At 62.5% G+C, this 11937-nt stretch carries 10 protein-coding genes; 9 read left to right on the plus strand and 1 reads right to left on the minus strand.

Annotated features, from left to right (window positions below):
- A partial coding sequence (gene tssD / locus ACKLNA_RS13420; protein ID WP_408986348.1) for a type VI secretion system tube protein TssD occupies nucleotides 1-161 on the minus strand: 161 nt, incomplete at its 3' end.
- Between the two features lie 528 nt (nucleotides 162-689).
- Here tssD and ACKLNA_RS13425 point away from each other — a divergent pair.
- From ACKLNA_RS13425 to lysS, 9 genes are all read left to right on the plus strand, one after another.
- Nucleotides 690-2312: a methyl-accepting chemotaxis protein gene (locus ACKLNA_RS13425; protein WP_085712799.1), complete on the plus strand. Its 1623-nt coding sequence runs from the start codon at nucleotides 690-692 to the stop codon at nucleotides 2310-2312.
- Entirely contained in the window at nucleotides 2312-2848 is a 537-nt protein-coding gene (locus ACKLNA_RS13430) for a chemotaxis protein CheW (RefSeq protein WP_408986130.1), read from the plus strand. Before ACKLNA_RS13425 ends, ACKLNA_RS13430 begins: the two co-directional genes overlap by 1 nt.
- Nucleotides 2845-4122, plus strand: a complete 1278-nt coding sequence (locus tag ACKLNA_RS13435; RefSeq protein WP_408986131.1) for a CheR family methyltransferase — start codon at nucleotides 2845-2847, stop codon at nucleotides 4120-4122. The genes ACKLNA_RS13430 and ACKLNA_RS13435 overlap by 4 nt, the downstream gene beginning before the upstream one ends.
- A complete protein-coding gene (locus tag ACKLNA_RS13440) occupies nucleotides 4119-4802 on the plus strand; it encodes a chemotaxis protein CheW (RefSeq protein ID WP_408986132.1) in 684 nt (227 codons plus the stop codon). The genes ACKLNA_RS13435 and ACKLNA_RS13440 overlap by 4 nt, the downstream gene beginning before the upstream one ends.
- Nucleotides 4799-7093 carry a hybrid sensor histidine kinase/response regulator gene (locus ACKLNA_RS13445; protein WP_408986133.1) on the plus strand — a complete coding sequence of 765 codons (2295 nt, stop codon included), beginning with the start codon at nucleotides 4799-4801 and terminating at the stop codon, nucleotides 7091-7093. The genes ACKLNA_RS13440 and ACKLNA_RS13445 overlap by 4 nt, the downstream gene beginning before the upstream one ends.
- Entirely contained in the window at nucleotides 7090-8100 is a 1011-nt protein-coding gene (locus ACKLNA_RS13450) for a chemotaxis response regulator protein-glutamate methylesterase (RefSeq protein ID WP_114881546.1), read from the plus strand. Before ACKLNA_RS13445 ends, ACKLNA_RS13450 begins: the two co-directional genes overlap by 4 nt.
- A 48-nt stretch (nucleotides 8101-8148) precedes the next feature.
- The gene (locus tag ACKLNA_RS13455; protein ID WP_085712805.1) at nucleotides 8149-9150 is read left to right on the plus strand and encodes a PleD family two-component system response regulator; all 1002 of its coding nucleotides are present in this window, start codon (nucleotides 8149-8151) and stop codon (nucleotides 9148-9150) included.
- A 106-nt stretch (nucleotides 9151-9256) separates the two neighbouring features.
- Nucleotides 9257-10352 (plus strand): peptide chain release factor 2 gene (gene prfB, locus ACKLNA_RS13460; protein ID WP_114881547.1). Its coding sequence is split into 2 segments (ribosomal slippage): nucleotides 9257-9328 and nucleotides 9330-10352, totalling 1095 coding nucleotides; the frame shifts between segments, so codons are not numbered across the junction.
- Between the two features lie 68 nt (nucleotides 10353-10420).
- A complete protein-coding gene (gene lysS, locus ACKLNA_RS13465; RefSeq protein ID WP_119427139.1) occupies nucleotides 10421-11923 on the plus strand; it encodes a lysine--tRNA ligase in 1503 nt (500 codons plus the stop codon).
- Nucleotides 11924-11937: the final 14 nt, after the last annotated feature.

Here is an 11937-nt window from a genome sequence, read left to right on the forward strand (position 1 = left end):
GGGTCACGCGGGATGATCACGTCGTGGGTGAAAGCCTGAACCATGACCTGGTCTTCGTGGCCTTCCTGGTAGGTGTTGCCAACGGAGTCGGCAGTGAAGGCGCCGGCAGTGATCAGGCCTTGTTTTTCGCCGGTAACCGACATGTACGCTGGTGTTGCCATGGGAGGTGCTCCTTGCGGATAAAGTTAGGGTGCCCGGGAGGCGAAATCGCCCGGTGGGTGCCTGACTGTTATCAAAGAGCGTGCCAGCTTTGCCAAAGTCTCCGTGATGCGGGGCCGAAACTGCTGTCAAGTGCATGTTTAAAGATGTTTCATGCCAAATTTAGGCTGAAAGTGCGCAACTTCTTGCGCAGTGGTGTGCAAGAAGTTGCGCACTTGGCTACAGGCGACGGAATCCGGGGGCTGTAGCGGAATCAGGCGGCGATTTTGCGAAACAAGTGCGCAAGAAGTTGCGCACCATGGCACATGGCTATGTCAGTGCCAGACCTCTCCGTTGCAGAAATGGCCAATCCATCGCCCCTTTTTGCCATTGCGCCACTGGCACGTTGCCCTGCGATTCCTTGAAAGTCCTTATCCAGAGCCCGTCCTGTTTACGCTCGGGCGGCGCGAGCGCGGCAAACCGTCTTATAAATGAAACACCGCCCTCAGCTATACTCCCCCGCAATTTCGATCTGGCCCCGAGGACTGACTGTGAAGAACTGGACGTTGCGCCAACGCATTTTGGCGAGCTTTGCGGTGATTATCGCCATCATGCTGTTGATGGTGGTCGTCTCGTATTCACGGTTGTTGAAGATCGAAGCCGGCGAGCAGAGCGTGCGTCAGGACGCGGTGCCGGGGGTGTATTTCAGCTCGATGATTCGCAGTGCCTGGGTCGACAGCTATCTGCAGACCCAGGAGTTGCTGGGCCTGAAAAAAGGCCAGGGGATCAGTGCCGAAGACGCGGCGGACTTCAAGTCTTTCGAAGCGCGTCTCAACGAGCAGATGGGCAACTACGAAAGCACTGTCACCACTGCAGAAGACCGGGCCGAGTACACCGTGTTCAAGCAGGACGTACTCAACTACAACAAGATTCAGGCCCAAGTGCTCGACCTGCATGTGCGCAACCAGGAGGACGCGGCCGCGAAGTTGTTCAATGAACAACTGACCCCGGCCTGGACCGCCGGCCGCATGAAGCTCAACGACATCATTCGCGAGAACAAGGCCGTTGCCGATGAAGCCATGAACAACATCGACGACGCGGTCGCGGCGGCGAAAGTCAGCATGGGCATCTCCCTGCTGGTGGCCGTGCTGGCCGCCGGCCTGTGCGGTCTTCTGCTGATGCGCGCGATCATGGCCCCGATGAACCTGCTCGTGCGGATTCTCGACACCATGCGCACCGGTGATCTGAGTTCGCGCCTGAACCTGGGCCGCAAGGACGAATTCAACGCCGTGGAAACCGGCTTCAACGACATGATGACCGAGCTCACCTCGCTGGTGTCCCAGGCCCAGCGCTCGTCGGTGCAGGTCACCACCTCGGTGACCGAGATTGCCGCCACCTCCAAACAGCAGCAGGCCACCGCCACCGAAACTGCCGCCACCACCACTGAAATCGGCGCAACGTCCCGCGAGATCGCGGCGACCTCCCGCGACCTCGTACGCACCATGACCGAAGTCTCCACCGCCGCCGATCAGGCCTCGGTGCTCGCCGGTTCCGGCCAACAAGGCCTGGCGCGCATGGAAGACACCATGCACTCGGTGATGGGCGCGGCGGATCTGGTCAACGCCAAACTGGCGATCCTCAACGAGAAGGCCGGCAACATCAATCAGGTCGTCGTGACCATCGTCAAGGTCGCCGACCAGACCAACCTGTTGTCCCTGAACGCCGCGATCGAAGCGGAGAAGGCCGGTGAGTACGGTCGCGGTTTTGCCGTGGTCGCCACCGAAGTGCGGCGTCTGGCGGATCAGACCGCTGTCGCCACTTACGACATCGAACAGATGGTCCGCGAGATCCAGTCGGCGGTGTCCGCCGGGGTGATGGGTATGGACAAGTTCTCCGAAGAAGTGCGTCGCGGCATGGCCGAAGTGCAGCAGGTCGGCGAGCAGTTGTCGCAGATCATCCATCAGGTGCAGGCGCTGGCGCCGCGGGTGTTGATGGTCAACGAGGGCATGCAGGCCCAGGCCACCGGTGCCGAGCAGATCAACCACGCGCTGGTGCAACTGGGTGATGCCAGCAGCCAGACCGTCGAGTCGTTGCGTCAGGCCAGTTTCGCCATCGACGAACTGAGCCAGGTGGCCGTGGGCCTGCGCAGCGGCGTTTCGCGATTCAAAGTCTGATGAGCGAAATCATCGCCAAACGCAGCGCTGCACCGGTGGCGAAGCAGGCGTTGTTCCTGCTGTTTCGCATCGGCAGCGAACGCTACGCTCTGCGCGCCACGGAAGTGGCGGAAGTGCTGCCGCGCCTGCCGCTGAAACCGATTGCCCGGGCGCCGCACTGGGTGGCGGGAGTGTTCGCCTATCGCGGTTCGGTGGTGCCGGTGATCGACCTCAGTGCCCTGACGTTCGGTCAGCCTGCCGAAGCGCGCACCAGCACGCGGCTGGTGCTGGTGCATTACCGCGCCGACGATTCGCAACCCTCGCAATGGCTCGGGCTGATCCTCGAGCAGGCCACCGACACCCTGCGTTGCAACCCGGATGATTTCCAGCCCTACGGCCTCGACAATCGTCAGGCGCCGTACCTCGGTCCGGTGCGTGAAGACGCCCGGGGGCTGGTGCAATGGGTGCGGGTCAACGATTTGCTCGACGATACGGTACGCCCGCTGCTGTTCCCGACGCCGCCGCTGGATCCGGCGCGGCTTGAGGATCTGCCATGAGCAGCGACCAGCGCTTCTTCGATTTCCTCAAGGAACGCATCGGGCTCGACGTCGCTTCGGTAGGGCCGGCAATCATCGAGCGGGCGGTGCGCCAGCGCATCATCCTGGCGCAAATGGTCACGGCCGATGAATATTGGCAAACACTGCAAGGTTCGCGGGACGAGCAGCAGGCGCTGATCGAGGCAGTGATCGTCCCCGAAACCTGGTTTTTCCGTTACCCGGAGTCCTTCGCCACCCTGGGGAAACTGGCGCGCAAACGCCTGGCCGAGCTGAACAACATGCGGGCGCTGCGCATCCTCAGCCTGCCGTGCTCCACCGGTGAAGAACCCTATTCGATTGCCATGGCGTTGCTCGATGCGGGCCTCAAGCCCCATCAGTTCAAGGTCGATGGCATGGACGTCAGCCCTTTGTCGGTGGAGAAGGCGCGGCGGGCGTTGTACGGCAAGAACTCGTTTCGCGGTCAGGAACTGGACTTTCGCGAGCGGCATTTTTTCGCCGAGAACGAGGGCTATCGGGTGAATGAAATCGTCCGCGAGCAGGTGCGTCTGCAAGTGGGCAACGTGCTCGATCCCGCGTTGCTGGTCAACGAGCCGCCGTTCGATTTCGTGTTCTGCCGCAACCTGTTGATCTATTTCGATCAGCCGACCCAGCAACAGGTATTTGCCGTGCTCAAGCGCCTGACCCATGTCGATGGCGTGCTGTTCATCGGCCCGGCCGAGGGCAGTCTGCTCGGAAAGCTGGGCATGCGTTCGATCGGGATTCCGCAGTCTTTCGCGTTCAGTCGCCACAGCGATCCGCAGCCCGAACCGCTGCCGATGCCGGTTGCTATCCCGACCCCGTTGCCTGTGCGCCAACCGGTACGCAGCACGCCACCGCCGCCGGTGCGCAATCGCCCGTTTGCCGCTGTGACGCCGTTGCCCGCCACTGCCAAAAGCCCGAACCCCGACGCGGCGACCCTGCTGGCCAACATTGCCGCCCTGGCCAACGAAGGCAAAAGCGCCGAGGCCCGTGCCGCGTGCGAACAGTATTCGCGCAGTCATGAACCGGTGGCCCAGGTGTTCTACTGGCTCGGACTGCTCAGTGATGTCGCCGGCTCTGCTCTGGAAGCCCAGAGCTACTATCGCAAAGCCTTGTACCTCGAACCGCAACACCCCGAAGCCTTGATGCACCTGGCCGCGCTGCTGCAGGCCCAGGGCGATACGGCCGGTGCCAGACGATTGCAGGAGCGCGCCGCCCGCAGCGGCCGCACCGCCGACAGTGAGCGTAAACGATGATCCCGTCCGACACCTTGAACGTCACCCACGAAGACGCCCGGGCCATCGACGATTGCTGGAACCGCATCGGCATCCACGGCGACAAGTCTTGCCCGTTGCTGGAAGAACACATTCATTGCCGCAATTGCTCGGTGTATTCCGCCGCCGCCACGCGCCTGCTCGACCGTTATGCGTTGCAGCAGGACGAGCGCGACCCGGTGGCGAGCCAGGTTGAAACCGAGCTGAAAACCCGCTCGCTGCTGATGTTCCGTCTTGGCGAGGAATGGCTCGGCCTGGCCACCCGCAGTCTGGTGGAGGTCGCACCGTTGCAGGCGATTCACTCCTTGCCGCACCAGCGCTCCCGGGCCTTGCTCGGTGTAGCGAACGTGCGCGGAGCGCTGGTGGCGTGTCTGTCGCTGGTCGAATTGCTCGATCTCGACGGTAACGCCGCCCCGATGACCGGCGCGCGGATCATGCCGCGCATGCTGATCATCGCGGCCAAGGGCGGGCCGGTGGTGGTGCCGGTGGACGAAGTCGACGGGATTCACGCCATCGACGAACGAATCCTCGATGCCGCGTCGCGTTCCGGGGCGCAGGCCAGTGCCAAATACACCCGAGGTGTGTTGCCTTTCAAAGGTCGCAGCCTGCGTTGGCTGGATGAAGAACAGCTGTTGTCCGCCGTCTCCCGGAGCCTCACATGACCCCCGAGCAAATGCGCGACGCCTCCTTGCTGGAGCTGTTCAGCCTCGAAGCCGAAGCCCAGACCCAGGTCCTGAGTGCCGGGCTGCTGGCGCTGGAACGCAATCCGACCCAGGCCGATCAGCTCGAATCGTGCATGCGGGCGGCACACTCGTTGAAAGGCGCGGCGCGGATTGTCGGCATCGACAGCGGCGTCAGCGTTGCCCACGTGATGGAAGATTGTCTGGTCAGTGCGCAGGAAGGGCGGTTGTTCCTGCGCCCGGAGCATATCGATGCGCTGTTGCAGGGCACCGATTTGCTGATGCGCATCGCCACCCCGGCCAATGGCCCGCAACCGGCGGACATCGAGGCTTACGTGGCATTGATGGGTGGTTTGCTCGACCCGGCGGCTCCGGCCGTGGTGGCCGCTGCACCGAGCGCGCCACCGATGGCCGAGTTGCAGCTTCAGCCACCGCCAGTGGTTGAACCGGCGCCCGTTGAAATCCCCGTCGAGGTGGCCGAGCCAGAGCCTGCGCCGCGCAAAAGCAAACGCACCACCGAAGGTGGCGAGCGGGTGCTGCGGGTCACTGCCGAACGCCTGAACAGCTTGCTCGATCTGTCGAGCAAATCCCTGGTGGAAACCCAGCGCCTCAAGCCGCACCTGGCCACCATGCAGCGCCTCAAGCGCATGCAGAACAATGGCCTGCGGGCGCTGGAAAGTCTCAACGTGCATCTCAAGGAACATGCCCTGAGCCTCGAAGCTCAAGAAGCGCTGGAAGATGCGCGGCGCCTGCTCGCGGAATCCCAACAATTGCTGGCGGAGAAAAACGCCGAACTCGACGAGTTTGCCTGGCAAGCGAGTCAGCGCGCGCAGGTGCTCTATGACACCGCACTGGCCTGCCGCATGCGACCATTCGCCGATGTGTTGTCTGGTCAGGTGCGCATGGTGCGCGATCTGGGCCGCAGTCTCGGCAAGCAAGTGCGGCTGGAGATCGAAGGCGAGAAAACCCAGGTCGATCGCGACGTGCTGGAAAAGCTTGAAGCGCCGCTGACCCACCTGCTGCGCAACGCGGTCGACCACGGCATCGAAACACCGGAAGAACGCCTGCTCAAAGGCAAACCCGAAGAAGGCCTGATCCGTCTGCGGGCCTCACACCAGGCCGGGCTCCTGGTGCTGGAGTTGAGCGATGACGGCAACGGTGTGGACCTGGAAAAAGTCCGCCGCAGCATCGTCGAACGTCAGTTGTCGCCGGCAGAAACTGCCGCTCAGCTGAGTGAAGAAGAGCTGCTGACGTTCCTGTTCCTGCCGGGTTTCAGTCTGCGGGACAAGGTCACCGAGGTGTCCGGTCGGGGTGTCGGCCTCGACGCTGTGCAGCACATGGTCCGCCAGTTGCGCGGTGCGGTGGTGCTGGAGCAGACGGCGGGCGAGGGCAGCCGCTTCCATCTCGAAGTGCCGCTGACTCTTTCCGTGGTGCGCAGTCTGGTGGTGGAAGTCGGCGACGAGGCTTACGCCTTCCCGCTGGCGCACATCGAACGCATGTGCGACCTGGCGCCGGACGACATCGTGCAGGTCGAGGGCCGCCAGCATTTCTGGCACGAGGGCCGGCATGTGGGGCTGGTCGCGGCCAGTCAGTTATTGCAACGTCCAGCCAGTCAGAACAGCGGTGACACGCTTAAGGTCGTGGTGATCCGCGAGCGTGATGCGATCTACGGCGTTGCGGTCGAACGTTTCATCGGCGAGCGCACGCTGGTGGTGCTGCCGCTGGACGAGCGACTGGGCAAGGTGCAGGACATTTCCGCCGGGGCCTTGCTCGACGACGGTTCGGTGGTGTTGATCGTCGACGTCGAAGACATGCTGCGCTCGGTGGACAAATTGCTGAACACCGGGCGTCTGGAACGCATCGCCCGCCATGGCAATCAGGCCGCAGAAGCCGCGCGCAAACGGATTCTGGTGGTCGATGATTCGCTCACCGTGCGCGAACTGCAACGCAAGTTGCTGCTCAATCGCGGCTACGACGTCGCTGTCGCGGTAGACGGCATGGACGGCTGGAACGCGTTGCGCTCCGAGGATTTCGATCTGTTGATCACCGACATCGACATGCCGCGCATGGACGGTATCGAACTGGTGACGCTGTTGCGCCGCGACAATCGCCTGCAATCGCTGCCGGTGATGGTGGTGTCCTACAAGGATCGAGAAGAAGACCGCCGCCGTGGACTGGATGCCGGGGCGGACTATTATCTGGCCAAGGCCAGTTTTCATGACGATGCCCTGCTCGACGCAGTGGTTGAGCTCATCGGAGGAGCGCGGGCATGAAGATCGCAATCGTCAACGACATGCCCCTGGCGGTGGAGGCCCTGCGCCGGGCGCTGGCCTTCGAGCCGGCGCATCAGGTGGTGTGGGTCGCCAACAACGGCGCCGAAGCGGTGCGCCTGTGCGCGGAAAACACCCCGGACCTGATCCTGATGGATCTGATCATGCCGGTGATGGATGGCGTCGAGGCCACCCGCCGAATCATGGCGGAGAGCCCCTGCGCGATTGTCATCGTCACCGTGGACCGCCAGCAGAATGTGCACCGGGTGTTCGAGGCCATGGGTCACGGAGCGCTGGATGTGGTCGACACCCCGGCCCTCGGTGCCGGCAATGCCCAGCAGGCGGCCGCGCCACTGTTGCGCAAGATTCTGAATATCGGCTGGCTGATCGGCGAGAAAACCGCTCGCGCCCGCCCGGCGCAGACCACGCCGCGCAGTTCGGCGTCGTGCCAGCGGCTGGTGGCGATCGGCTCGTCAGCCGGTGGCCCTGCGGCGCTGGAGGTTTTGCTCAAAGGCCTGCCACGCAACTTTTCTGCGGCCATCGTGCTGGTGCAGCATGTCGATCAGGTGTTCGCCGCCGGCATGGCCGAATGGCTGGCCAGTGCCAGCGGCCTCGATGTGCGTCTGGCCCGGGAGGGCGAGCCGCCGCAGGCCGGCGCGGTGTTGCTGGCCGGCACCAATCATCACATCCGGCTACTCAAGAACGGCACGCTGGCCTACACCGCCGAGCCGGTCAACGAGATCTACCGCCCCTCGATCGACGTATTTTTCGAAAGCGTCGCCAATTACTGGAACGGTGACGCAGTAGGGGTTTTATTGACCGGGATGGGACGCGACGGGGCTCAAGGGCTTAAGCTCATGCGCCAACAGGGTTACCTGACCATCGCGCAGGATCAGCAAAGCAGTGCGGTGTACGGCATGCCCAAGGCCGCCGCGGCCATCGATGCAGCCGTAGAAATCCGTCCACTGGAAAAGATAGCGCCACGATTGCTGGAGATTTTCCCCAAATGAACGCATTACTCCGCAATCCAGGCCCCCGCAGCACTCAGGTGACCGCCCATGAATGACTTACAGATCGATGACATCAAAACCGACGAGAACGCCGCCATGGTGTTGTTGGTGGACGATCAGGCGATGATCGGCGAAGCCGTGCGCCGCGGGCTGTCGAATGAAGAGAACATCGACTTTCACTTCTGCTCCGACCCGCATCAGGCCGTGGCCCACGCCGTGCGGATCAAGCCGACCGTGATCCTGCAGGATCTGGTGATGCCCGGCCTCGACGGCCTGAGCCTGGTGCGCGAATACCGCAATCACCCGGCGACCAAGGACATTCCGATCATCGTCCTGTCGACCAAGGAAGATCCGCTGATCAAGAGCGCGGCGTTCTCCGCCGGGGCCAACGATTACCTGGTGAAACTGCCGGACAACATCGAACTGGTGGCGCGCATCCGTTATCACTCGCGCTCCTACATGACCCTGCTGCAACGGGACGCGGCCTATCGCGCGTTGCGGGTCAGCCAGCAGCAATTGCTCGACACCAACCTGGTGCTGCAGCGCCTGATGAACTCCGACGGCCTGACCGGGCTGTCCAATCGCAGGCACTTCGACGAGTACCTGGAGCTGGAATGGCGCCGCTCGCTGCGTGACCAGAGCCAGTTGTCGTTGCTGATGATCGACGTCGATTACTTCAAGTCCTACAACGACACCTTCGGCCACGTCGAAGGTGACGAGGCCCTGCGCAAGGTCGCCACGGCGATCCGCGAGGCCAGCGCCCGGCCGTCGGACCTGCCGGCGCGTTATGGCGGCGAAGAATTTGCGCTGGTGCTGCCCAACACCTCGCCAGGCGGGGCGCGGCTGGTGGCGGAGAAGCTGCGCCAGACCGTGGCGGCGCTGAAGATTCCGCACAATGCTCCGGCCGAAGGGGCGAGCCTGACCATCAGCATTGGCCTGGCAACCATGGTGCCGGAGGCGGGCAGCGACTGCCGGTTGCTGATCTCGGCGGCGGACCGTGGCCTGTATCTGGCGAAGAACAACGGGCGCAACCAGGTGGGGATCGAATGAACCATCGGGTTCATTCGCCTCAAGAGCCGCCAGACGGGCTGCCGTGACAGCTTGATTACGTTATACTCGCCGGCTTTCAAAAGTTCGCCAACGAGTGCTGCCCGTCATGGAAATCAATCCGATCCTGAACACCATCAAGGACCTGTCCGAGCGCTCCGAATCTATTCGGGGGTATCTTTGACTACGATCAAAAGCATGAGCGTCTGATCGAAGTCAATCGCGAGCTTGAAGATCCTGCAGTCTGGAACAAACCTGAATACGCCCAGGAACTGGGCCGCGAGCGCTCGGCGCTGGCGCAGATCGTCGACACTCTGGACGAGCTGGCCACCGGCCTGGCCGACTCCCGCGAGCTGCTCGACATGGCCGTCGAAGAGAACGACGAAGGCGCCGTGAACGACGTCGTCGAAGTCCTTCAAGGTCTCGAAGAGTCCCTGGCCAAGCTGGAATTCCGTCGCATGTTCAGCGGCGAGATGGACCCGAACAACGCCTACCTGGACATCCAGGCCGGTTCCGGCGGCACCGAAGCCCAGGACTGGGCCAACATCCTGCTGCGCATGTACCTGCGCTGGGCCGACAAACGCGGTTTCGACGCGACCATCATGGAGCTGTCGGCCGGTGAAGTCGCCGGGATCAAGGGTGCCACCGTGCACATCAAGGGCGAATACGCCTTCGGCTGGCTGCGTACCGAGATCGGCGTGCACCGTCTGGTGCGCAAGAGCCCGTTCGACTCCGGCAACCGTCGCCACACCTCGTTCTCCGCTGTTTTCGTCTCGCCGGAGATCGACGACAAGGTGGAAATCGAAATCAACCCGGCAGACCTGCGGATCGACACCTATCGTTCCTCCGGTGCCGGTGGTCAGCACGTAAACACCACCGACTCGGCCGTACGTATCACCCACGTACCGACCAACACCGTGGTCAGCTGCCAGAACGAACGTTCCCAGCACGCCAACAAGGACACCGCCATGAAAATGCTGCGGGCCAAGTTGTACGAGCAGGAAATGCAGAAGCGCAACGCGGCGTCCCAGGCGCTGGAAGACACCAAGTCGGACATCGGCTGGGGTCACCAGATCCGTTCGTACGTGCTCGATGCCTCGCGGATCAAGGATCTGCGCACCAACATCGAACGCAGTGACTGCGACAAGGTGCTCGACGGCGACATCGACGAATACCTGGAAGCCAGCCTGAAATCGGGGCTGTAAGCTTCACCCGACCTCAAGTCCCCCGTCACCGGCGGGGGCAACGAACCTGTGATGGAAAATTTAAAGACATGAGCGACCAACAACTCGATTCGCAAGCCCTGCAACAGGAAGAAAACTCCCTGATCGCCCTGCGCAAGGAAAAGCTTGCTGCCGAGCGCGCCAAGGGCAATGCCTTCCCGAACGACTTCCGCCGCGACAACTACTGCGAAGCACTGCAGAAACAGTACGCGGACAAGACCAAGGAAGAGCTGGCAGAGGCTGCGATCCCGGTCAAGGTTGCAGGTCGCATCATGCTCAACCGTGGCTCGTTCATGGTGATCCAGGACATGACCGGTCGCATCCAGGTCTACGTCAACCGCAAGACCCTGTCCGAAGAAACCCTGGCCGCGGTGAAAACCTGGGACATGGGCGACATCATCGCCGCCGAAGGCACCCTGGCCCGTTCCGGCAAGGGTGACCTGTACGTCGAGATGACCAGCGTGCGCCTGCTGACCAAATCCCTGCGCCCGCTGCCGGACAAGCACCACGGCCTGACCGACACAGAACAGCGCTACCGTCAGCGTTACGTTGACCTGATCGTCAACGAAGACGTGCGCCAGACCTTCCGCGTCCGTTCGCAAGTGATCGCGCACATCCGCAGCTTCCTGATGAAGCGCGACTTCCTCGAAGTCGAAACGCCGATGCTGCAGACCATTCCTGGCGGCGCAGCGGCCAAGCCGTTCGAAACCCACCACAACGCGCTGGACATGGAAATGTTCCTGCGTATCGCGCCAGAGCTGTACCTGAAGCGTCTGGTGGTTGGCGGCTTCGAAAAAGTGTTCGAGATCAACCGCAACTTCCGTAACGAAGGCGTTTCGACTCGTCACAACCCTGAATTCACCATGTTGGAGTTCTACCAGGCTTACGCCGACTACGAAGACAACATGGACCTGACCGAAGAACTGTTCCGTGAACTGGCGCAGCTGGTTCTGGGCAGCACCGACGTGCCGTACGGCGACAAGGTGTTCCACTTCGGCGAGCCGTTCGTGCGCCTGTCGGTGTTCGACTCGATCCTCAAGTACAACCCTGAGCTGACCGCCGATGACTTGAACGACATCGACAAGGCGCGCGACATCGCCAAGAAGGCCGGCGCCAAGGTGCTGGGCTTCGAAGGCCTGGGCAAGCTGCAGGTGATGATTTTCGAAGAGCTGGTCGAGCACAAGCTGGAACAGCCGCACTTCATCACTCAGTACCCGTTCGAAGTGTCGCCGCTGGCCCGTCGCAACGACGACAACCCGAACGTCACCGACCGCTTCGAGCTGTTCATCGGCGGCCGTGAAATCGCCAACGCCTACTCCGAGCTGAACGACGCGGAAGACCAGGCCGAGCGCTTCATGGCCCAGGTGGCCGACAAGGACGCCGGCGACGACGAAGCCATGCACTACGACGCCGACTTCGTTCGCGCGCTGGAGTACGGCATGCCGCCAACGGCCGGTGAAGGTATCGGTATCGACCGTCTGGTGATGTTGCTGACCAACTCGCCGTCGATCCGCGACGTGATCCTGTTCCCGCACATGCGGCCGCAAGCGTAAGTGTTTCAATAAAA

The sequence above is a fragment of the Pseudomonas sp. UV AK001 genome (assembly GCF_046097675.1).
Lineage (GTDB): Bacteria > Pseudomonadota > Gammaproteobacteria > Pseudomonadales > Pseudomonadaceae > Aquipseudomonas > Aquipseudomonas kribbensis.